Genomic DNA, 21,309 nt, shown 5'->3' with positions numbered 1-21,309 from the left:
CCACGAATGCCGCCGCTCGCAGTGCAGCAAAGGAAAAGTTCAGGCTTTCCTCACGAAATTTCAACATTGCTTCGGCTAGTGTCCCGACCTGTCGAATTCTTGCAGCTCTGTTCGAAGGCCGAGCGAATGTCCTATTTTGTCCGAAACCTGCGCCGCTTCGCCGGCGAGCTTCTGGAAGACCCCGCTCGTGTTCCGGCCAAGGTTTCCACGGCTTTGAAGGTGAAGTTGAAGTCCGGCCTCGAGGAAGCGCTCGGCGCCTCGGCAGTCGGAGACCGCCTGGCCGCGCGTTACCGCGGGCGCGGCCTCGTGCTGATGTTTCATGAAATCCACGACGATGTCGAAGGCAATTTGCGCATGGGGTGCAGCCCGGAACAACTCCGGAGAGTTCTTGCGGCGTTGAAATCGGAAGGCCGGGATATCGTCACACCGGACGAAGCTTTGGCGCGCCTTGCCGATCCGCAGGCAAAGGAATTCGCTGTCCTGACCTTTGACGATGGTTATCGCGACAATCGCATCAGGGCGCTGCCCATCCTGGAAGAATTCGGCGCGCCGATGACCATGTTCGTGCCCACCGGCATGGTGACGCGCGAGGTCTATGCCTGGTGGCTCGGGCTGCGCGCGCTTTTGCGGCGCCATGACGAGGTGGAGATAGAGCCGATGGCGCGCCGCTTTCGCCTCGCCGATGCCCCGTCCAGGAATGCGGCTCTGCGCCAGATCACGCTGTGGATCGGCACCGATCGCGTCCGGGCGGAGGCACTAAAGCCGACCTTCGATCGTCACGGGCTGTCGCTTCCCGAACTGGTCGCCGAAGTTGCCATGGATGAACGCGAGTTGAAGGACTTCGCCACCCATCCGCTCGTCACTATCGGCGGGCATACCACCTCACACACATTTCTTGCCGGCCTGGACGATGCTGCGGCCTATAAGGACATAGCCGACAACAAGGTCTATCTGGAAAGTCTTCTGGGGGGGGAGGTCCGCCATTTCGCCTATCCTTACGGAACGGAAGGCGCCTGTGGCGAACGGGAAGCCGCCTATGTCCTGGCTGCGGGGTTCGCGACCGGATTTACCACGCGTTCCGGCCAGCTTTTTCCCGCTCATCTTGCCACACCTTCTCTGCTGCCGCGCGAGGACGCGGGGTTCGCCTACATGACGCCGGCCCAGATGGGGAGCCGATTGAACGGCATGCGCCGGGCGCTGGTCACGCATTTTGCCGATCCGGTGGCGGGTTTGCGCTAGGCGCGCAATCTCCTTTGGGATGGCCCCGGCGATCGAAAAAACCATCAAAAGGGGAACCTTTGGCTCTCTCCCGCGTTTGGGCGACCGGGAGGAAACCAAATGTCCGAAATATTCTGCGATATCGTTCCCCATCAGGCGGGATGGGTCTTCGTGAGCAAAGGTGTGCAATCCCCCCGCTTATCCCTGCTATCACATGGCCGTCGAGGCAGCGCTTCAACAGGCGGCCGATGCGGCTTCGGCAAGCCGCGATTTCGTCCTGCGCCGACAGGATCTAAAGGGGCGGATGCACCGGGTCGCCGATGAAAACGAGGCCGATCCGAGGCTGGAAGAAGTCGGTATTGCCCATTGAAGCCCGAGTCTCATCGCGTGATGCTCTCTGCAACATTCAAATCGACGTGAACCTTTTCTACGCCTGGGACAGCCATTGCTATTTCGACCGCGCGGTCCACTTCGGCCGGCCAGAGAACGTTGCCGCTGAGGGAGACCTGGCCGCCCTTTGCGGTAACGCTGACATCGCTTGCGTCAATGCCGTAGGCCGTGGCGAGCGCATTCGCGACAGCGCTTTCCAATCGCTCGTGATTCGGGTTCTCGCTTTCGATTTCCGGCTCTTGCTCGTGGAATTTCGGGGGTTTGAATACCATGTCTGCCTCCCTTTCGCCCTGTCGCTTCCGGCAAGTCTCCAGATGAATTTCGCGGTCTTTTCCGATGTTTGGTCAGGGCTTTTGTATTTTTCCAAAGGTCCAACGCCCGAGATGGAGGCTTTGTTCCTGCCCCATATTTGTGGCGGTTGGCAGCACGGGGAACGTGCGTTATCACTGCATGGTTGGCGTCAGTGGCGGGAGGCGTTATGATATGCGTTAAGCGGCGTGGTCTGTTCCGCGGTTTCAGCATGGCTTTGCCGAAACGATGAACAGGCTTTCCAGGCTTTTTCCCACAGCTTCGCTGAGTGTTTATCTGGTTGCCATGGCCGTGTTGTCCACGGTGCCGCTGCTGGCATTTGTGGTTTTCCTGCTGACCGAACTGGAGCGCAACGAATACAACGCGCTGAAGCGCGAAGTCGCCCTCGATGCGCAGACCATCGCCGGCAATTTCGAGCGCAAGCTCGAGGACATGGCGACCACCCTTCGGCTGCTCTCAAGAGCGTCTGAACTGAGGGCGGGAGACCTGGCCGCATTTCATGCCCGCACTTCCGACAGCCTGGGCGTGGGATCGCTCTACGTCTTGCTCGTCAATGCCGATGGTGCTCAAAAGCTCAATACCCGGGTGCCCTACGGTACTCCGCTGGCCAAGACTTCGAATGTCGAGGCGGTCCGCTCGGCTATCGCAGCCGGTCATCCGCTGGTTTCCGGCATTTTCTTTGGCGCCACGGCCAAACAGTGGGTCTTCAACGTCACCATGCCGCTGCCGGCCGAGCTCTCGGCAATCGCCGATGTGATCGTTCTGACGCAGAATGCCGGCGATCTCGCCAGCATGACAGCGACGGACGGCCTGCCGAACGGCTGGTCCGCCGCCTTGCTGGATGCGGACGGCAAGGTGATCGTCTCCAGCGGGCCGGACAACATTCCTTCGGCACAGCCGTTCCCGGAACCGATGTTGAGGCTGATGACCGGGAGCAATTCGAGCGCCGTCCTCAGGGAAGGCGAAGCAAGGACGATGCTGGGCTATGCGCGTGTCGGTGAATGGTCGTGGCGGGTGGCCGTCTGGGGCCCGGTTTCGGCGGCGCAGACTTCCATCGTCAGTACATGGCGCCAGCTCATCATGGGCAGCGTCGTACTCCTGGGGATCAGTCTCGGCATCGTGCTGATTGCCGGCCAGCAGCTTCGCCGCTCCATCCGCCAGATCGCCCGCATGGCGGAACGCATCGGTCATGGCGAGATCGTCTCGCCGGAGATCACCAAGGTGAAGGAGGCGAACCAGGTTTCGATCGCCCTCTCCAATGCTTCTTTCGATCGGGCGCAGGCCGAGGAGCGTGTTCACTTCATCCTGCAGGAACTGGTTCACCGGACGAAGAACATCCTCTCGCTTGTTCAGGCGATGATGCGCCAACTCGCCCGCAACACCGATAACGTCGAGGAATTCCAGAAGGCGGTAAGCAGCCGGCTGGCCGGCCTCGCCCAGTCGATCGAGGCGTTGGCGAAGCAGGAATGGGGCGGTATCCCCATCGCAACGGTCATCAAGCTGCAACTGGCCACGGTAACGGGCGACAGCGCACGGATAGAATTGCGCGGCGAGGACTTCCTGGCCAACGCCAACGCGGTCCAGAATCTCGGTCTGGTCTTTCACGAGCTTGCCACCAACTCGGTGAAATATGGTGCACTCTCCGTCCCCGAAGGACATATCGTCGTTCAATGGGAACGATTTGCGGATGAAAACGAAGAGGTCGGCTTGCGGTTCCGATGGAGTGAAAGCGGCGGTCCGCCAGTCGTCCGCCCATCGCGTCGCGGTTTCGGCACGACGGTCATCGAGCGTCATGCGGCATCGGCCTTCGGCGGCAAGGTGACGATTGATTTCGATGAGAAGGGATTGCGGTGGACGCTGACGGCGCCGTTTGCTGCCTTTCAAAGCAAGCGCGGCCTGTCCGACCATTCGGGATCATGACGGGCCGCTCTGGGCCCTCATCCGCGCCAGCGCTGCGGCCCGTTCCCGGGCTGTGATAAGGATCTCGCGTATTTCCTCGCTCTTTTCCGCGCCTGACGCATAGCCGGCCGATGGCGTGAGGCCGGGGTCCTCGGCGCCATCGCGCGTCAGCACCTCCTGCTCCAGTGAGCGGACCATTTCCGTCAGCGCCTCGGGCGCCATCATCGCCGCCGCCAATAGCGACACCAGAATTTCCCGGTGGGCGTTCAATCTGCCTTCGATCGCCTGATGTACCAGTTCTGCCATCGTTCCATCTCCATTCCCGTTGCCGCCCGCAATGAAGGCCGAAGGGCAACGGGCGGAGGCGCCAAAAGTTTCAAGTCGGAATCGGGCCGGTGACAAGAGTGCTCCTTTCCGGAGCAGGACTCCAGTCCGTCGGAAAGGGAGATCGGGTCGGAAGTTCTATCGCGCCGGTCGGCACTCCTCGCCGACGATCCGGCCGTCGGCAAGTTCCACTGTCCGGTCGAACAGGTCGAGCGAACGGGGATCATGGGTCACGACCGCCACGCCGGCGCCCCGTTCGTCTGCGATGCGGCGGAAAAGCGAGATCACCTGTCGCCCGCGTACGCTGTCGAGGGCAGCGGTCGGTTCGTCGGCGAGAAGCAGTGCCGGTTCGTTGGCGATTGCCCGGGCAATCGCCACACGCTGTTGCTCGCCGCCCGAAAGCCGGGACGGGAGGTTATCGACGCGGTGACCGAGATCGAGCGCGGCAAGCAGTCGGGTCGAATGAAGATGGGCTGCCCGTGCCGGAACGTCGTCTATTTCGAGCGCCAGCGCAACGTTCTCCACAGCCGACAGAAAGGGAATGAGATTGGCTTTCTGGAAGACAAAGCCGATGTTGCCGCGGCGAAAATTGCGCAACTGGTCGAGTTGTGCATCCGGATGCGAAACGAGTGCGCCATTGATCCGAACCTCGCCCTGGCTCGGCGGCTCCAGAAGGCCGGCAATGAGCAGCAGGGTGCTCTTGCCGGAGCCGCTCGGGCCGAGAATGCCGACCACCTCGCCTGGCGCGATATCGAGTGACACGCCGTCCAGTGCCCTAACCTCCGTGTCGCCGCTCTGGTAGATGCGGGTCGCATTCCTGACGCTCAGGACCGGCGGTGTCACGAGAGCACCTCCTGCGCACGGACTTTCATAGCCCGGGAAATGCCGAAAAGGCCCGCCGAACCGCAGATCACCGCCACGGCCGCAAAGAGCAGCGCCAGATCGGCCGGGGCCATGACCACGGTCCGGGGAAAGGCGGGAAAGATCACATGCGCCATGCCAAGTCCGAAGGCGAAGCCGCCGATACCGATGGCGAAGGCCTGGTCGGCGATCATCGATACGATTACCCGGTTGCGGGCGCCGATCAGCTTCAGCATGGCGATCTGATGCAGTTTCTCGATCGTCAGCGTGTAGATAATCATCGAGATCACCAGCGCCATGACGACCAGCAGGACCGCGGTGAAGGCGAGGATCTGCACCCGAAGCCGCCAGAGCCGCTGGTTGAGCAGCAGGTCCCGCTGCTCCGCCCGGCTCAGCACATTGACGTCGCCCCAGCCGAGGATGGCCTTGCGCACGGCCTCGATGTCGGCGTTCGGCTGCAAGCTCGCCATCACGGCTGCGATCTTGCCGTCCTTGCGCAACGGGTCGTCGGCCGTTGTGACTGCTCCGGCATTCGCTGCACGGGAAAGCAGGATTTCCTCGCTTGTTCTTTCCGCCGCGATATCCATGGCGTCGGCGACGGTGACGAAAAGCAGGCCGTCGCCGCTCGCATCCACCATGCCGTGGGTCAAGCCGACGACGTGGTAATCGTCCCTGCCAAGCCGGACCGTCTGGCCCAGCAAGAGCCCGGTACTTTCGTCCGCCACGATTTCATAGTGAGCCGACGACAATGGCCGTCCCGCCGAGTAACGCAGCCAGTCGCCCTTGTCATCGGGGAAGTCCAGGCCGGTGATGGCTGCCCGAAGGGCTTTGCCGTTTGCGGAGAATTGCTGGCTGTATTGGACAAAGCGGCGGACGGAACCAATGCCCGCGACGCCGGCCACGCGGCGGTCCATGGTCGATGAGACGCTCGACGCTTCTGCGAACGGGCCGTCCCGCCCGCCCTGTACGATCCAGAGGTCTGCGCCGATCCCGTCGATCACCAGCAGGGCGTCGGCAACGATGCCCCGGTAAAGGCCGATCATGCCGATCGAGGCGGTGACCAGGAAGCCGACGCCGAAGATTGTCATCAGGAAGCGCAGCAGGTTGAAACGGATATCTTTGAGGGCGAGGTTCATGAATGACCCTTCGGACTGATGCGCATGCCGCGATAGACCGCGTGCGGGCTGCTTACGACCTCGTCTCCGGCCGTGAGCCCGGAGAGAATTTCGATGCGGTCTTCCGAGGCGCCGCCGAGCGTCACGCGGGCGAATTTCGCCCTGCCGCTCTCGATACGCCAGACGCCGGGAAAGCCCGCGTCCCAGACAATGGTGGAGGGGGGCAGCGAGATGACGTCGGAAAGCACGCCGGTTGTCACCACCGCCGTCCCCCGCCGACCGATCGCCCAGGCATCCGGCAGGCTCTCCGGCTTGATGTCCACGGTGAATTCACGCGTTTCCTCGTCGACTTCGCGAGACAGGCGATAGACCGTCGCCGGCAGCGCCGGTTCCGTTCCGGTGGAAAAGCCGATCCGTGCCTTCTGGCCCGGCTTCACCAACTGGATGGCATTCTCGTCGAAACGAGCGGTGACCACGATAGTCCCGGGATCGACGAGTGTGACGATCGGCGCCCCCGGCGTAGTCATGTCGCCGGCATTCTGCTGGCGAACGGTGACGATGCCGTCGAACGGGGCGATGATCCGCGTTTCCGCAAGCTTGGCCTGGTTCAGGCGGACATTGGCCTCGGCTGCCCGCAGGTCCGCTTCCGCTTGGGCGATCACGGCATTGGCGCGTGTGACATCGGCCTGCGCCTGCCGGAAGGTGGCAAGGGCGCCGTCATAGCTCGCCTGCGTCGTTGTCCCCGCCCGGATCAGCGCTTCCTGGCGGTCGAACGATTTGCGGGCATTCTGCAGTGCTGTTTCCGACTGGCTGAGTTGCGACCGGGAAACTTCGATTGCGCGGCGCGCGGCATCGACCGAGGCCTCCGCCGAGGCAAGCTGGCTTTCCAGATCATCGGACGCGATCTCGGCGATCAACTCGCCTTTGTGCACCATGTCGTTGCGTTCGACATGGACGGCGACCAGCAGACCCTGGATGCGGCTGCTCACATTGACGCTGTCGAGGGCGGAAAACGTGCCGGGACCTTTCAGCGTCAGTTCGAGCGGTCCGGATGCCGCTGTCACGATCTCCGTGGAATGTGTCACGCCATAGCGATAGGAGAGAAAGACACCGCCAAGCAGTATCATCGCCAGTCCGGCGAGCAGCAGCCTCCGCCCCGGCCGGGAGGGCCGGGACGGAGGGCGGCGTGGGGTGAGCGAGGTCGGTGCCGGGGAGCCGGCCGGCGGCGCCTCTCCCCTTGTCGCGTGCTCGGGCTTTCCGGGCACGGGCTCAACCTCGCTTCGCCGCAGCTTTATGTCGGGAATGCTGGCCATTACTGCATGCTGACTTCGGTGAGGGCCGTTCGGCATGAGTCGCTGAGAGAGGTTTCATGCTCCTTCAGGCACATGGCGATCCTGCCGCCGCCATATTCGATACCCTTGCAGTATTGCTGGATGTCCGGCTTGCAGACGCGGGCGACCTTGTACGCCTTGGCGCGCATTTCAGGCGTCACCTGTGTCTGGGCCGACGCTCCGAAAGCCAGGAGGACGCCGCTGAGAAAAGCGCCCGCGGAGGCGACTTGCAGAATGCGGTGGAAGGGAAGGGTCATGTCTTTTCCTTTCGTTGCTGCAAATGGTGGTTATGGATTGAAGATGATGCTGCCGGAGCGGGTGTTGCCGCGCGGTCCGGTGACGGATCGGTTTACCGAGCAGCCGTCCCAGCATGGGCCGCGTGGCCGCACGACGGGAGGGCGATAGTAGGCGGGTCCGCGGCGATACCAGGGATAGGCGTGATAATGCGTGTGCCAGTAGACCTCCGAATAGGTGATGACGGGGATGGCGACGCGAGGCGCTATGACCGGCGTCACGACCACTTTGGTTCCGCCATAGGTCACGGTGATGTAGCTGGCCGAGACCCAGCCGCGTGCGCCGGCATAGCCAATGTCACACCATGTGTAACCGGCAAGGCAGCCGAATGTCGCGACGGGGCTGCCTGCGGGTACAACGCGAACGACCGGATAGGCCGTGCCGGGACCTGCGCGCAGGTTGACGTTGGCGGTGGCAACCGACGCCGTTGCCGCATGGGCCGCGGCCGCCAGCGGGATGAAGGCAAGGGATAAGAAAAAAGCCTTGAGTTTCATGTCATTCTCCTGGTGACTGCGTAGGAACGGAAGCGGACGATTTCGGTGGGACCGGCGACGGAGGCGCGGCGCGCACTGGGCCGAACAGGACCTTCAGCTTGCCGGCGATGGTCGGGGCTGCCAGCGCGTCCTCGATCAGCGAAAGCCATTCTGTGAAGGCGATGACCAGCGGATTGTGGGAGGTCTCGCGACCGCGCAGCCCGTAGCGCAGGATTTCATCCGGCCGTGCGGCGGCGAAGGTTCCGAACAGCCGATCGAAGACGATGAGCATTCCGCCGAAATTTTTGTCGAGGCAGGATTCGTTCGAGGCGTGATGCACACGATGATGGGCGGGCGTGTTCAGCATCCATTCCAGCGGTCCAAGTGTCGGTACCAGTTCGGTATGAATGAAGAACTGGTAGAACAGGTTGGCAGCCAGCATGCCGGCGATCGCCAACGGATGAAAGCCGACGAGCGCGAGCGGCAGGAAGAACAGGAAATTGCCCGAGATCGATCCCGTCCAGCCGATGCGAATGGAGGAGGTGAGGTTCATGCGCCGTGCGGAATGGTGGACGGCATGGGTCGCCCAGAGCCAGCGGATATGATGCGCGGCGCGATGCTGCCAGTAGTAGAGAAACTCGGTTCCGATGAAGAGCGCGGCAAAGCCAAGCGGCTTGCGGGCGTCGATGTCGAAGAGACGGTACTGGTATAGCAGCGCAAAGGGAACGGCGACGAAACCCGCTTCCATCCCGCGGATTAGCCCATGGCCGATCGCCACGCCGAACGAAGCGGCGGTGTCGGCGGCATCGTGGCTGTCATGATGCGACAGACGGCCGAGCAGGTATTCCATGAGCATGAAGCTGCAGGCGAGCACGGCGATCATGCCGCGCGGGGCCATGTCGGTCAGGGCGGAAATCATCTAAACGACCTCGGTCGGTGAAATGGAACCCGGCGGCAGGCGCAGGGGGCTGGAGAATAGACCCGCCGCCGGGCATCGCGGGCGTCAGTGAGGAGTCACCACGTCACCTGGCCGCTGCGATTGATGGTGCCGCCATACGGGCCTGTCGTGGTGCGTGAACCGGTGCAGGAATGGCTGGCCGGGTCACAGGCAACAGAGCCGCTGCGCGTGGCCGTATTGCCGTAGGGGCCGGTGCGCGTCACGGAACGAGAGCAGGAATTGTTGGCGCAACTGCCGCTGGCGCTGAGCGAGGAGGTTCCGCGCCAGGTCGTGGTCGTGCGATTGCGGGTCCAGGCGTTGGCCTCCGAAACCGCAGCGATCGTCACTATTGCTGCCAACAGGGCGGTCGTGACTTGCTTCATCATGGGCTGTCCTCGTGTCGAGATGTGGTTTACTTTCATCATTCTGTGATGACGATGCCGATCCTGAAGCCGTCGTGTATCCGCTGTATTGTCTGCGTGTTGCGAGTTGTTTCGCTTTGTCGCCGCTTTGTTGCAATTTGTATCGGCCGCCTCGAAGCGCTTGATTGCAAACGGTCTTCGCCTCATGTTTGGAGCGTTTTCCAGGGACATGACGACATGCAGACCATCCTTATCGTCGACGACGACACCGACATCCGCCGCCTGGTGGGAGACATTCTGCGCCGCGAAGGCTATGAGACCGAGCAGGCGGAAGATGCGAAGGAACTCGATCTCGTGATGCGCCGGACGCCGGTCGATCTCATCGTGCTCGATCTGATGCTTCCGGGGGAGGACGGGCTCAGCATCTGCCGTCGCATCCGGGCGCAGGAAAACACGCCGATCCTGATGCTGACCGCCAAGGGTGACGAGACCGACCGGGTGGTGGGGCTCGAGATCGGTGCTGACGACTATCTCGCCAAGCCCTTCGGCCCGCGTGAATTGGTGGCCCGGGTGCGTGCCCTTCTGCGCCGCGCAAGCCAGCAGCCGCGTGTCGCGCCATCCCGCCGCTTCGCCTTCGACCGCTTTCTCGTCGACCTCGATGCCCGCATTCTTGCAAACGACGACGGGGAAGTGGTGGCGCTTACCAGCAGCGAGTTCGATTTGCTCGCATGTTTCGTGTCGCGACCGCGCCGCGTGCTGTCGCGTGACCAGATCCTAGACTGGACCCATGGCCGCACTGCCGATCCCTTCGACAGGACGGTGGACATACTTGTATCGCGCCTGCGCAAGAAGCTGGAGGCCGTAAGCCCGGCATCGGGCCTCATCACCACCGTTCGCAACAACGGCTACCTGCTGACGGCGCAGGTCCGGCAGGTGCCGTGATGTTGCGCATCGGTCTTTCCGTCCGCCTCGTCGCGATTGCCGGAATAGCCCTGCTGCTGATGTGGCTGGCGCTTCTGTCGTCCTTCTACCTGTCCAATGGCTTGAAATCGGCAGCAAGTCTTCCTTCTGCCGGCCAGATCTCCGCCATTGCCCGCATGGTTCGGGGGGCCGGACCCGAAGAGTTGCCTCTCGTTCTGCAGGCATTGAATTCCGCCATACTGACCGTTCATGTCGAGCCGGATCTCGCGGGTTCGCAGGCGGGGCTTGAAGACGACGTTTTGTCCGAACCTCGGTTTGCGCCCTACAGGCAGGCACTCGGCGAGGATCTTCTAGCCATAACGCGCCTGTCTCGAAGCGGCGAACGCTCGCCTTTACCGCGGTTTTTCGGCGGGCCGGGCAATCCGGTGGAGTTTGCCATCGCCCTGAAGGGGTCGGAAGTCCTTGTCATCCAGACGCGGACGCCTTTCCTTGTTGCTGTCTTCGGCCTGCCGGCAGGCCTGGGAGCCGGTCTAGTCGGGACCCTCGTTGCGTTGGGAGCCTTCGTCCTGCTCAATCACGAACTGCGTCCCCTGCGTCGACTGGCTGCTGCCGTGGATCGCATCGATCCGGCATCCGAACCGGTGCCGATTCCGGATGTCCGCTTTGTTGCACCCGAGACCCGTTCGCTCATTCACGCCTTCGAGCGGTTGCAGACGCGCCTGCATGCGATGATCCGGGCACGCTTCGCGCTGATCGGCGGTGTGCAGCACGACGTGCGCAGTTTCGCTACCCGCCTGCGGCTGAGGGCGGAGCAGATACCCGACGATGCCGAGCGCGAACGGGCCATAGCCGATATCGCCGACATGATCGCGCTGCTCGACAATGCGCTTCTGGCCGGCCGCGCCGGAGCCGGCGGTCTCGATGAAGAACTGCTGGAAATCGCGCCGATCATCGAGGCGGAAGTGCAGGATGGCGCCGGAACCGCGCCCCGCGGCAGCTTGCGAATTTCCCCTGCAGCTCGTGATGCACTCGTCCTCGGAGACAGGCTCGCCCTGCGCCGCATCGTGTCCAATCTCGTCGACAATGCCGTGAAATATGGAGGCCTCGCCCGTGTCTCCCTCGATGTCGATGGCGCCTTCGTTTCTCTGATCGTGGACGATAACGGTCCGGGCATTCCCGCTGCCGAACGGGAAGTTTTGTTTGAACCTTTCGTCCGGCTGGAACCATCGCGAGCCCGCAAGACGGGCGGAGCAGGACTTGGCCTTGCCGTCGTGCGTACGCTTGTGGAAGCCCAGGGCGGGCAGATCGGCGTCGGCGAAGCCGAAGGCGGAGGGGCGCGCTTCACGGTTCGCCTGCCGCTCTTCACTGCGGGACATTCGCGTTCGTCTTTCCGCAGTTAGGCGCGGCTTGACCCGGCGGGCTGTCGTTTTCCCCGTTGGTTATCATCCAGTCGTCAAGAAGGCGTCCTATTCAGCCCGGGAAGGAAAGATGGTTCCAGGCGTTACGCCATGAAGCCGCAACGAGAAGGCTGATCCCGATGCACACGACCGAAGACGATGCACGCTACGACTTTGCCCATGCCTTGACGTTGGAGGCGGGAGAACTGGCGCTCGCCCATTTCCGCAATCTGGAAGCGCTGCAGGTCGAGGAGAAGAAGAGCGGCCAGGACGTCGTCAGCATTGCCGACCGCGAGGTCGAGGACCTGATCCGCAGTCGTATAGCCGCCGCTTTTCCCGATGACGGATTTCTCGGCGAGGAAACCGGCCTGACCGACGGCAGGAGCGGCTACCGCTGGGTGGTCGACCCCATAGACGGTACGAGTTGTTTCCTGCATGGTTACCGGGAGTGGTGCGTTTCCGTGGCGCTGATGAAAGGTGACGAGACCGTTGCCGGTTTCGTCTGCCAGCCGACGGTCGATGAGTTCTTTACCGCCCGAAAGGGAGCGGGCGCCTTCCTCAACGGCAAGCCGATCAAGGTCGATGCGAGGGCGACGATCGCCAACGCATTGCTTGGTCTTGGCGCGAATGTCCGCATCCCCGCCCGCTCCGTCAGCTGTTTTGTCGAAGTGTTGCTGGAGGCCGGTGGCATGTTTATCCGCAGCGGATCGGGCGCATTGATGTTGACTCATGTCGCCTGCGGTCGCCTTGCCGGTTACTACGAACCGCATATCAATGCATGGGACTGCCTTGCCGCGCTTTGTCTGATCCGCGAGGCAGGCGGCTGGACGGCGGATTTCCCCGGATCGAACGGTCTGATGGCAGGTGCGAAGGTGGTCGCTTCCGCTCCGCAGATGCGGGGTGAGTTGGAGGCGCTGATCGAGCTTGCCGCCAGTCGCGCATCCCTCTGAAATGACGTGCGGCACGTGCCGGGCGCTTCCAACGTCTTTTGCAGTGCAAAAAAGATTAGAAATGACGCTGCGTTAAGGGATTTATTAACCTTCGGGCAAGGAATTAACCATAAAGATTGAAGGACACGTCGGAGAGGGACTCCCACCAGGGGCGTTTCCGTCGGGCATGACGCCATCCCGTCGTACCGGTTTCGGTCCGGTATGAAAAGCATTGAGACACGTCCGGGGTAAGCCTTCGCTGAAAGCGATACCGTCTGCCGCATCTTCCGATGCCGCTGAAACGCGTATCAGCACATTCGATGACAGACCCGGAAATGAACTGGCCGGCCCTTGCGGGCGGCCCGCAACGGGGATGGCAGTGGGGCAGGTTTCGCCGTCAGATCGGCCGGCAGGTACACAGGCAGGCAGCCTGCGCGACCGGCTGCGTTTTGCCGGCCTCGACGACAGTCTCTGCGATCTTCTCCGCCAGCACCGCCATGTGCTCGAACCCAGCCTCAAGATGGGGCTTCGCGATCTTTTCCAGCGTCTTCAGACCTTTCCTGATGCGGCTCGCAACTTCGCCAGCGAGCGGCAGTTCGAGCGGCTGCACGACCTGCTTGCCTCCCACTGGGAGGTACTCACCGACGCCCGCTTCGATGCCCTTTATGCCGAACGGGTCAAGGTGCTCTCCGATACCGAAAGCCGCATGGGTCTTGATCCGCGCTGGCATGTCGCCGGCCACGGCGTCGTGCTGGAGCATCTGCTCGGCGCGGTTATGCAGGATCTCGCCGGACGCAGCCTTTTACCCGCCGGCCGCAAGAAGGCCCGTGACATTGCAGATCTGGTCGGCGCCATCGTCCGGCTGGTGATGGTCGATGTCGAGATTGCCGTTTCGCTGCGCTTCAACGAACTGCGCATCAGGCATCATCGGGAACTTGCCGCCCAGCGCGAGAAGGATCGTGCAGCCTTCGAGGAAGTCTTTGCACCCGTCATCGACGCCCTTGCCGAGCGGGACCTGACCGTTCGTATTCCCGAGGGTGTTCCGGAAGTCCAGGCGGGCCTCGCCGGCCGGATGAACGCCGCGCTCGACCAGTTGCAACAGGCCTTTCTGGTCTCCGAGGAAAAGGCGCGTCTGGCCGAGATGTCGGCGTCCGAATTCGCCTCGTCAGCCGGGGATTTTTCCGGCCGGGCCGGCAATCAGTCGGAAAGACTGGCGGATACCGCCCGTGTTCTGGATGCGCTGACGGCTGGTGTTCGCGAAAATGCCGATAAGACGAAGGCCGCGGAAGAGAGCGTCGCGCTTACCCGCAACTCGGTTGAGGCGAGCGGCAATGTTGCCGGTCAGGCGATTTCGGCCATGTCCGACATCGAGGCTTCGGCGGAACAGATCGGCCATATCATCGGTGCCATCGACGACATCGCATTCCAGACCAATCTTCTCGCGCTCAATGCAGGGATCGAGGCTGCGCGCGCCGGTGACAGCGGACGTGGCTTTGCCGTCGTCGCACAGGAAGTTCGTGCTCTCGCCCAACGCTCGGCGGATGCCGCGCGCGAGATCAAGACCCTTGTCGCCACCACCAAGGCCCAGGTCGAAGCGGGTGTCGACATGGTTGCGCGTACCCAGGAGGCGATCGGCGCCATCGTCAGCCAGGTTGGCGGCATCAGCGGCGTCGTATCGGATATCGCCCGCGAAACCGCGAGCCAGGCGACGGGTCTGGAGACAGTCGCCGGCGCGGTTTCCGCCCTTGGCACGGAAGCTGCTGAAAATGCCGAGCGCGCGCGCCGCTCCTGTGAGGGCACGGATCGGCTGCACACCGTCATCCTCGAACTCGGCCGCACGATCCGCGAATTCCATATCGAGCGAAAGGGCAGGGCGCCGAAGGCCGCTCGCCCCGAGATCCAGATCGCCGGGTCGGCGACATCCGCCAGTACTGCGGAAACGCAGCGGCCGCTTGCCGCCGTTCCGGAGGAACTGACGTTCGACGACGGTTTTGATTTCCCGATCGGGATCGCAGGGCTCGGAGGTTGAGGGGATTGTTTACCACCTTCGGGTACACAGGAAATATCGGGCGGGCTATGCGACCTGCGGAGCGACGGAAGAACGCATCGTCGCGCGGCAGGCAATCCCATGATGTCCGGCGGCTCGTAAGACAAGGAAAGAACTGATGGCAAGCAAGAAAGGCGAACAGAAGAGTCTGAAACTGTCCGCGGTGCTGGATCTGAACGAAGCCTCCGGCCTTCGGGATAACCTGATGTCCCTGCGTGGCGGTGCGCTGGCGATCGATGCTTCGGGCGTCGAGCGTGTCGGTGCGCAGTGCGTGCAGATCCTCATGGCCGGTGCAAAGGCATGGGAGGCCGACAAGCAGCCCTTCTCGTTCGTGAAGGTCTCCGACGCCTTCACCAAGACACTTCAACTGATTGGCGTGAACATTGATCATCTGCTCGCTAAGGAGAGCCGGTAATGAAGAAAAAAGTACTCACCGTGGATGACTCCAGAACCATCCGAAACATGCTGCTGGTGACCCTCAACAATGCAGGCTTTGAAACCATCCAGGCCGAAGACGGCGTGGAAGGCCTCGAGGTTCTCGAGGAAGCCAATCCCGACGTGATCGTCACCGATATCAACATGCCGCGTCTCGATGGCTTCGGCTTTATCGAAGGCGTTCGCCGCAACGAGAAATACCGTGCCGTTCCGATTCTGGTTCTCACCACGGAAAGCGACGCGGAAAAGAAGAACCGCGCTCGTCAGGCGGGCGCGACCGGCTGGATCGTCAAGCCTTTCGATCCGACCAAACTGATCGATGCCATCGAGCGTGTAACCGCCTAAGCCGGGATTTTCTCCTATGGATATGAACGAAATCAAAGAGATCTTTTTCCAGGAATGCGAGGAGCAACTCGCGGAACTGGAATCCGGTCTTCTGAAAATGAATGACGGGGATCGCGACCCGGAGACGGTAAACGCCGTGTTCCGTGCCGTTCACTCGATCAAGGGCGGTGCGGGCGCATTCGGTCTGGACGACCTCGTGTCCTTCGCGCACGTCTTTGAAACGACTCTTGATTGCGTTCGTTCCAACAAGCTGGAGCCCGGCCCGGAAGTCATGAAGGTCATGCTCAAGTCGGCCGACGTCCTGGCCGACCTGGTCAGCGCCTCCCGCGACGGCGGCAGCGTCGATGCCGCCCGTTCGAGCGGCCTCGTCAAGGAACTGGAAGCCCTGGCGAACGGCGAAGTACCGGTCGCCTCCGCTCCGGCGGCTGCAGCCCCCAAGCCCGCGGCGAAAGCCGCCCCCAAGGCTGCTGCTGCGCCGGCCGCCCCCGCTGCCGCTCCCACGGACGACAGCGGCTTCCAGCCGATCCCCTTTACCTTCGACGGCTTCGGCGAAGAGGAAGAGCCCGCGATCGTGGCTTCCACCTTCGATGTCACCTTCAAGCCGCGTCGCGAACTCTATTCCAAGGGCAACGAAGCTGCACTGCTGCTGCGCGATCTCTCCCGCATCGGGGAGATGAGCATCCATTGCGCGATGGACGACTTGCCGTCCCTCGACGATATGGATCCGGAAGCCGCGTACTTTTCCTGGAAAATCCAGATCAAGACGGACAAGGGCGAGGAGGGCATCCGGCAGGTCTTCGAATTCGCCGAATGGGATTGCGATCTCGAGGTCAAGCTGCATGAGGCCGACACGGGCGCTGCCACCGGAGAAGAACCGCCGATGGTTCCGGTCCCGTTCGATCTCTCCATCCTCGACGATGCCGCCGAGGCGCGCGAGAGCGCGGAAGAACAACAGGCCGACGCCGGTGCCGTGGTCTCGGCTGCCGTCGAGGCGGCCGAAACGGCAAGCAACGTGATGAAGCTTGCCGCCGGCGGGGCCAAGGCCGAAAAGAAGGAAACGCCTGCCGCCGCTGCGGCCGCAGCCGCAGCCGCCGCACAGAACGCCCAGAACAATGCCGCAGGACAGACGATCCGCGTCGACCTCGACCGCGTCGATCGCCTTATCAACCTCGTCGGCGAGCTCGTCATCAACCAGGCGATGCTGTCTCAGAGCGTTATTGAGAACGACAACAACGGCGCCTCCTCGATCAACATGGGCCTCGAAGAGCTGCAGCAGCTCACCCGCGAGATCCAGGACTCGGTCATGGCGATCCGCGCGCAGCCGGTGAAGCCCGTCTTCCAGCGCATGTCGCGTATCGTTCGCGAAGTCGCCGACATGGTCGGCAAGTCGATCCGCCTCGTTACCGAGGGTGAAAACACCGAAGTGGACAAGACGGTCATCGACAAGCTCGCCGAGCCGCTGACCCACATGATCCGCAACGCCGTCGACCATGGTATCGAAACGCCCGAAAAGCGTGTCGCCGCCGGCAAGAACCCCGAAGGTACGGTCAAGCTGACGGCCAAGCATCGTTCGGGCCGCATCGTCATCGAGCTGGTTGACGACGGTGCAGGCATCAACCGCGAACGCGTTCGCCAAAAGGCCATCGACAACGACCTGATCGCCGCCGATGCGAACCTGACCGACGAGGAAATCGACAACCTGATCTTCATGCCGGGCTTCTCCACGGCGGACAAGATCTCCGACATCTCCGGCCGCGGCGTGGGCATGGACGTGGTCAAGCGTTCGATCCAGGCGCTCGGTGGCCGCATCTCGATCAGCTCGAAGCCCGGCCACGGTTCGACCTTCACGATGAGCCTGCCGCTCACTCTCGCCGTCCTCGACGGCATGGTGGTGACCGTCGCCGGCCAGACGTTGGTGGTGCCTCTCACCGCAATCGTCGAGACGTTGCAGCCGGAAGCTCAAAACATCCATTCCTTCGGCGCCAATCAGCGGCTCATTTCGATCCGCAATTCGTTCTGCCCGCTCGTCGATGTCGGCCGCATCCTGAATTTCCGCGCAATCCAGGCCAATCCGATCGATGGCGTGGCTCTGCTGGTCGAATCCGAAGGCGGCGGCCAGCGGGCCCTCATGGTCGATGCGATCCAGGGGCAGCGCCAGGTGGTTATCAAGAGCCTCGAGGCAAACTACACCCACGTGCCGGGCATCGCGGCGGCGACCATCCTCGGTGACGGCCGTGTCGCGCTCATTCTCGACGTCGATGCGGTGGTGGCGGCCTCGCGCGGCCAGTCGCTGAAGCAGGAAATGTCGTTGGCGGTCTAAGGACGGTTGAAGGGAGTATCGGGGTAGCGTCATGTCGTATGCGGCAAAGAACTTGATCCAGGGAAGCCGGGAGCTCATCGCCTTCCGCATCGGCGATCAGGAATTCTGCGTGAACATCATGTCGGTGCGTGAGATTCGCGGCTGGACGCCCGCGACGCCGCTACCCCATACCCCGTCCTATATTATGGGCGTGATTAACCTGCGTGGCGCGGTCTTGCCCATCATGGATCTGTCCAGCAGGCTTGGCATGAAGCCGGCCGAGCCGACGGCTCGCCATGTCATCATCGTTGCCCAGGTGCACTCGAAGATCGTCGGCCTGCTGGTCGATGCCGTTTCCGACATTCTGACCGTCACCGACGAGCAGATCCAGCCGACGCCGGAAGTCTCTTCCGACCTCGAAAAGCAGTATGCCCGTGGCATCCTGGCGATCGACAGGCGCATGATCTGTCTGGTCGAACTCGGTGCCCTCATCGTTGACACTGAAAGTGAGGCCGCATGACGGTTGCCGTCGGTTCTTCCGCCCGTCTCTCGGATGACGAGGTACTCGCAAGCGGCGAGTATCCGCTGACCCGGCGTGATCTGAACGAGATTGCCGCTATGATCTATTCGGATGCGGGGATTTCGCTCAACGATTCCAAGGCGTCGCTCGTCTATTCGCGGCTGTCGAAGCATATCCGCAATCTCGGCCTTTCCGGCTTCCGAGCCTACTGCAATCTCGTGGCATCGCCGGAAGGCGCCGCCGAGCGCCGCGAGATGCTGTCGCATCTGACGACGAACTTCACCCGGTTCTTCCGCGAGAACCACCACTTCGACCATCTGCGCACCGATGTGCTGCCGGATCTTGTCAACCGCGCCAGAGCTGGTGGCCGGGTTCGTATCTGGTCGGCGGCCTGTTCGGACGGGCAGGAGCCTTATTCGATCGCGCTGACCGTGCTGTCGCTGCTGCCCAATGCGGCGGATTACGATTTCAAGATCCTGGCGACCGACATCGACCCCAAGATCCTGGCGCTCGCCAAGGCCGGCTGTTACGACGAAACCGCATTGGAAACGGTCAGCCCGGCCATGCGCAAGCAGTGGTTCCGCGAGGTCGACATCAACGGTCGTCGCAAGTTCCAGATCGATGACCGGGTCAAGCGCCTGATTACCTTCAACGAGCTGAATCTCATGTCGCAGTGGCCGTTCAAGGGCCAGTTCGACGTCATCTTCTGCCGCAACGTGGTGATCTATTTCGACGAGCCGACCCAGATGCGCATCTGGTCGCGCTTCGCCGGTCTGCTGCCGGAAGGCGGCCATCTCTATATCGGTCATTCCGAGCGCGTGTCGGGCGAGGCGAAGAACAGCTTCGACAACATCGGTATCACCACCTATCGCTACACGGGCAAGGCAGGAGGGCGCAAATAATGGGCAATCCGGCAAGAGTCCTCGTCGTCGATGACAGCCCGACCATGCGTGGTCTGATTACCGCCGTGCTGAATTCCGATCCGGAAGTGAGCGTCGTCGGTCAGGCTGGCGATGCCCTGGAGGCGCGCGCCGCCATCAAGCAGCTCAATCCCGATGTCGTTACTCTCGACATCGAGATGCCGAACATGAACGGCCTCGAATTCCTCGACAAGATCATGAAGCTGCGACCCATGCCGGTCATCATGGTCTCGACGATGACGCATCGCGGCGCGGAGGCGACCCTGGCCGCGCTTGAGATCGGTGCCTTCGATTGCGTCGGAAAGCCCGGACCGGGAGAGACCCGTCCCTTCGGCGATCTGGCCGACAAGGTGAAGGCAGCCGCCCGTTCCGGACTGCGCTATGCCCGGGCAACGACGGCGCCGGCGTCGACCGCTGCAGCCCCCGCCACGGATTTCCGCGTCGGCCGCAAGATCGTTGCGATCGGTTCGTCGACCGGCGGGGTTGAGGCGCTGATTACGGTATTGCAGAAATTCCCGCGCAATTGCCCGCCGACGGTCATCACCCAGCACATGCCGCCGACGTTTACGAAAAGTTTCGCCGAGCGACTGAATCGTCTCTGCGCGCCTGTCGTGGAGGAGGCGACGGATGGGGCAAGGCTCGAAATCGGAAAGATCTATCTGGCGCCGGGGGGCGACCGCCATCTTCAGGTGGTCAACGCTTCGGCCCCTTGCTGCCGGCTGCTCGAGCGCCCGCCGGTCAATGGTCATCGCCCGTCGGTAGACGTGCTGTTTGATTCGGTTGCCGAGCTGGCGGGCCGAAATGCGGTTGGGGTTATCCTGACCGGGATGGGGCGCGACGGCGCTTCCGGTCTGCTGAAAATGCGCCACGCCGGTGCGCGCACGATCGGTCAGAACGAGAAGACCTGCGTGGTCTACGGGATGCCCCGCGTCGCCCATGAACTGGGCGCCGTCGAACAGCAATTGCCCCTTGGTTCCATTGGGGAGGAAATCCTCAAACTCACTGCCGCCCGAAAAGAAGGTATCGAATAATGTCTCTAGCCGAAAAGATAAAAGTACTGATCGTCGACGACCAGGTGACCAGTCGCCTGTTGCTCAGCGATGCCCTGACCCAGCTTGGTTTCAAGCAGATCACCGCAGCCGGTGATGGCGAGCAGGGCATGAAGATCATGGAGCAGCAGCCCCATCATCTTGTCATCTCCGACTTCAACATGCCGAAGATGGACGGCCTCAACTTCCTCCAGGCCGTACGCACCAACCCGACGACCAAGAAGGCGGCGTTCATCATCCTGACCGCCCAGGGCGACCGTGCACTCGTGCAGAAGGCCGCCCAGCTCGGCGCCAACAACGTGCTCGCGAAGCCCTTCACCATCGAGAAGATGAAGGCCGCCATCGAAGCGGTATTCGGAGCATTGAAATGATCGAGGAGAATGCAGGCAAGCGCGTGCACATTATCCAGGGTGAGTTCAAGGTCATCAACGACCCGAATGTCGTCCTGTCGACCATTCTCGGGTCGTGCGTTGCTGCCTGCATGCGTGATCCCGTGGCCGGCGTGGGAGGAATGAATCATTTCCTGCTGCCGGGTTCTGCCACTCCTGGTGCCGGGGGCGGGGATGCGACGCGTTATGGCGTTCATCTCATGGAGCTCCTGATCAACGGTTTGCTGAAGCAGGGCGCGAGGCGCGATCGTCTCGAAGCCAAGATCTTCGGCGGCGCCAAGACCATAGCCACGTTTTCGAACGTGGGCGAGCAGAATGCTGCATTCGCAATGCAGTTCCTGAGGGACGAAGGCATCAAGGTGGTCGGCTCGTCGACGGGCGGAGAGCACGGCCGCAAACTGGAATACTGGCCGGTCAGCGGCCGGGCAAGACAGTATCCGCTCACGGGCGCAGAAACGCAGAAGACGGTGGCCCTCGAGCAGCGCCCTGTTCCTGTTTCGAAGCCGGTGGAAAGCTCAATCGAATTCTTTTAAGTACTGGAAACC

At 62.3% G+C, this 21,309-nt stretch carries 24 protein-coding genes; 15 read left to right on the top strand and 9 right to left on the bottom strand.

Annotated elements, in window-relative coordinates:
* Positions 1 to 126 precede the first annotated feature (126 nt).
* Together J5N58_RS21795 and J5N58_RS21790 are read left to right on the top strand one after the other, a co-directional pair.
* Positions 127 to 1,239, top strand: a complete 1,113-nt coding sequence (locus tag J5N58_RS21795; protein WP_244713038.1) for a polysaccharide deacetylase family protein — start codon at positions 127 to 129, stop codon at positions 1,237 to 1,239.
* A gap of 160 nt (positions 1,240 to 1,399) precedes the next feature.
* On the top strand, positions 1,400 to 1,588 hold the full coding sequence (locus tag J5N58_RS21790; protein WP_244713026.1) for a hypothetical protein: 189 nt from the start codon (positions 1,400 to 1,402) through the stop codon (positions 1,586 to 1,588).
* Between the two features lie 10 nt (positions 1,589 to 1,598).
* On the opposite strand, the gene J5N58_RS21785 is transcribed toward J5N58_RS21790, so the two are convergent.
* Positions 1,599 to 1,880: a BON domain-containing protein gene (locus J5N58_RS21785; RefSeq protein ID WP_113425349.1), complete on the bottom strand. Its 282-nt coding sequence runs from the start codon at positions 1,878 to 1,880 to the stop codon at positions 1,599 to 1,601.
* Between the two features lie 265 nt (positions 1,881 to 2,145).
* Between J5N58_RS21785 and J5N58_RS21780 the strand changes: the two genes are divergently transcribed.
* A complete protein-coding gene (locus J5N58_RS21780) occupies positions 2,146 to 3,837 on the top strand; it encodes a sensor histidine kinase (protein WP_113425350.1) in 1,692 nt (563 codons plus the stop codon).
* Here J5N58_RS21780 and J5N58_RS21775 read toward each other — a convergent pair.
* From J5N58_RS21775 to J5N58_RS21740, 8 genes are all read right to left on the bottom strand, one after another.
* Positions 3,832 to 4,122: a hypothetical protein gene (locus tag J5N58_RS21775; protein ID WP_112831225.1), complete on the bottom strand. Its 291-nt coding sequence runs from the start codon at positions 4,120 to 4,122 to the stop codon at positions 3,832 to 3,834. The two genes, J5N58_RS21780 and J5N58_RS21775, sit on opposite strands and share 6 nt — an antisense overlap.
* A 156-nt stretch (positions 4,123 to 4,278) precedes the next feature.
* Entirely contained in the window at positions 4,279 to 4,983 is a 705-nt protein-coding gene (locus J5N58_RS21770; protein ID WP_113340471.1) for an ABC transporter ATP-binding protein, read from the bottom strand.
* Positions 4,980 to 6,137 carry an ABC transporter permease gene (locus J5N58_RS21765; RefSeq protein WP_113425351.1) on the bottom strand — a complete coding sequence of 386 codons (1,158 nt, stop codon included), beginning with the start codon at positions 6,135 to 6,137 and terminating at the stop codon, positions 4,980 to 4,982. Before J5N58_RS21765 ends, J5N58_RS21770 begins: the two co-directional genes overlap by 4 nt.
* Positions 6,134 to 7,429: an efflux RND transporter periplasmic adaptor subunit gene (locus tag J5N58_RS21760; RefSeq protein WP_244713024.1), complete on the bottom strand. Its 1,296-nt coding sequence runs from the start codon at positions 7,427 to 7,429 to the stop codon at positions 6,134 to 6,136. The genes J5N58_RS21765 and J5N58_RS21760 overlap by 4 nt, the downstream gene beginning before the upstream one ends.
* On the bottom strand, positions 7,429 to 7,704 hold the full coding sequence (locus tag J5N58_RS21755) for a cysteine rich repeat-containing protein (RefSeq protein ID WP_112831221.1): 276 nt from the start codon (positions 7,702 to 7,704) through the stop codon (positions 7,429 to 7,431). Before J5N58_RS21755 ends, J5N58_RS21760 begins: the two co-directional genes overlap by 1 nt.
* 30 nt (positions 7,705 to 7,734) lie before the next feature.
* Positions 7,735 to 8,235: an SH3 domain-containing protein gene (locus J5N58_RS21750; RefSeq protein WP_112831220.1), complete on the bottom strand. Its 501-nt coding sequence runs from the start codon at positions 8,233 to 8,235 to the stop codon at positions 7,735 to 7,737.
* A 1-nt stretch (position 8,236) separates the two neighbouring features.
* Positions 8,237 to 9,133 carry a sterol desaturase family protein gene (locus J5N58_RS21745; protein WP_244713022.1) on the bottom strand — a complete coding sequence of 299 codons (897 nt, stop codon included), beginning with the start codon at positions 9,131 to 9,133 and terminating at the stop codon, positions 8,237 to 8,239.
* A gap of 95 nt (positions 9,134 to 9,228) precedes the next feature.
* Positions 9,229 to 9,537, bottom strand: a complete 309-nt coding sequence (locus J5N58_RS21740) for a hypothetical protein (RefSeq protein ID WP_113443847.1) — start codon at positions 9,535 to 9,537, stop codon at positions 9,229 to 9,231.
* Between the two features lie 213 nt (positions 9,538 to 9,750).
* On the opposite strand from J5N58_RS21740, the gene J5N58_RS21735 reads away from it, so the two are divergent.
* The 12 genes from J5N58_RS21735 to cheD all read left to right on the top strand — a co-directional run bounded on the left by J5N58_RS21735 (position 9,751) and on the right by cheD (position 21,297).
* Complete coding sequence (locus tag J5N58_RS21735; protein WP_112831217.1) at positions 9,751 to 10,455, top strand: response regulator; 705 nt, start codon at positions 9,751 to 9,753, stop codon at positions 10,453 to 10,455.
* On the top strand, positions 10,455 to 11,834 hold the full coding sequence (locus J5N58_RS21730; protein WP_113443846.1) for a sensor histidine kinase: 1,380 nt from the start codon (positions 10,455 to 10,457) through the stop codon (positions 11,832 to 11,834). The genes J5N58_RS21735 and J5N58_RS21730 overlap by 1 nt, the downstream gene beginning before the upstream one ends.
* A 137-nt stretch (positions 11,835 to 11,971) precedes the next feature.
* Positions 11,972 to 12,781 carry an inositol monophosphatase family protein gene (locus J5N58_RS21725; RefSeq protein WP_113340476.1) on the top strand — a complete coding sequence of 270 codons (810 nt, stop codon included), beginning with the start codon at positions 11,972 to 11,974 and terminating at the stop codon, positions 12,779 to 12,781.
* A gap of 352 nt (positions 12,782 to 13,133) precedes the next feature.
* On the top strand, positions 13,134 to 14,789 hold the full coding sequence (locus J5N58_RS21720; RefSeq protein ID WP_425314482.1) for a globin-coupled sensor protein: 1,656 nt from the start codon (positions 13,134 to 13,136) through the stop codon (positions 14,787 to 14,789).
* A gap of 136 nt (positions 14,790 to 14,925) precedes the next feature.
* Positions 14,926 to 15,222 (top strand): STAS domain-containing protein, encoded by a 297-nt coding sequence (locus J5N58_RS21715; RefSeq protein WP_112831214.1) that lies wholly within the window; start codon positions 14,926 to 14,928, stop codon positions 15,220 to 15,222.
* Positions 15,222 to 15,587, top strand: a complete 366-nt coding sequence (cheY1, locus tag J5N58_RS21710; protein ID WP_099056616.1) for a chemotaxis response regulator CheY1 — start codon at positions 15,222 to 15,224, stop codon at positions 15,585 to 15,587. The genes J5N58_RS21715 and cheY1 overlap by 1 nt, the downstream gene beginning before the upstream one ends.
* Before the next feature lie 16 nt (positions 15,588 to 15,603).
* On the top strand, positions 15,604 to 17,907 hold the full coding sequence (locus tag J5N58_RS21705; RefSeq protein ID WP_244713020.1) for a chemotaxis protein CheA: 2,304 nt from the start codon (positions 15,604 to 15,606) through the stop codon (positions 17,905 to 17,907).
* A 31-nt stretch (positions 17,908 to 17,938) separates the two neighbouring features.
* Entirely contained in the window at positions 17,939 to 18,406 is a 468-nt protein-coding gene (locus J5N58_RS21700; protein ID WP_112831212.1) for a chemotaxis protein CheW, read from the top strand.
* Positions 18,403 to 19,308 carry a protein-glutamate O-methyltransferase CheR gene (gene cheR / locus J5N58_RS21695; RefSeq protein ID WP_112831211.1) on the top strand — a complete coding sequence of 302 codons (906 nt, stop codon included), beginning with the start codon at positions 18,403 to 18,405 and terminating at the stop codon, positions 19,306 to 19,308. Before J5N58_RS21700 ends, cheR begins: the two co-directional genes overlap by 4 nt.
* A complete protein-coding gene (gene cheB, locus J5N58_RS21690; RefSeq protein WP_244713017.1) occupies positions 19,308 to 20,357 on the top strand; it encodes a protein-glutamate O-methylesterase CheB in 1,050 nt (349 codons plus the stop codon). Before cheR ends, cheB begins: the two co-directional genes overlap by 1 nt.
* Positions 20,357 to 20,746 carry a response regulator gene (locus J5N58_RS21685; protein ID WP_099056621.1) on the top strand — a complete coding sequence of 130 codons (390 nt, stop codon included), beginning with the start codon at positions 20,357 to 20,359 and terminating at the stop codon, positions 20,744 to 20,746. The genes cheB and J5N58_RS21685 overlap by 1 nt, the downstream gene beginning before the upstream one ends.
* The gene (gene cheD / locus J5N58_RS21680) at positions 20,743 to 21,297 is read left to right on the top strand and encodes a chemoreceptor glutamine deamidase CheD (RefSeq protein WP_112831209.1); all 555 of its coding nucleotides are present in this window, start codon (positions 20,743 to 20,745) and stop codon (positions 21,295 to 21,297) included. The genes J5N58_RS21685 and cheD overlap by 4 nt, the downstream gene beginning before the upstream one ends.
* The last annotated feature ends 12 nt before the right edge of the window (positions 21,298 to 21,309 follow it).

Source organism: Paenirhizobium cremeum (assembly GCF_022884085.1).
Lineage (GTDB): Bacteria > Pseudomonadota > Alphaproteobacteria > Rhizobiales > Rhizobiaceae > Allorhizobium > Allorhizobium cremeum.
Note: the sequence above shows the minus strand (reverse complement) of the source record. Positions and strands in the feature narration are given on the sequence as shown.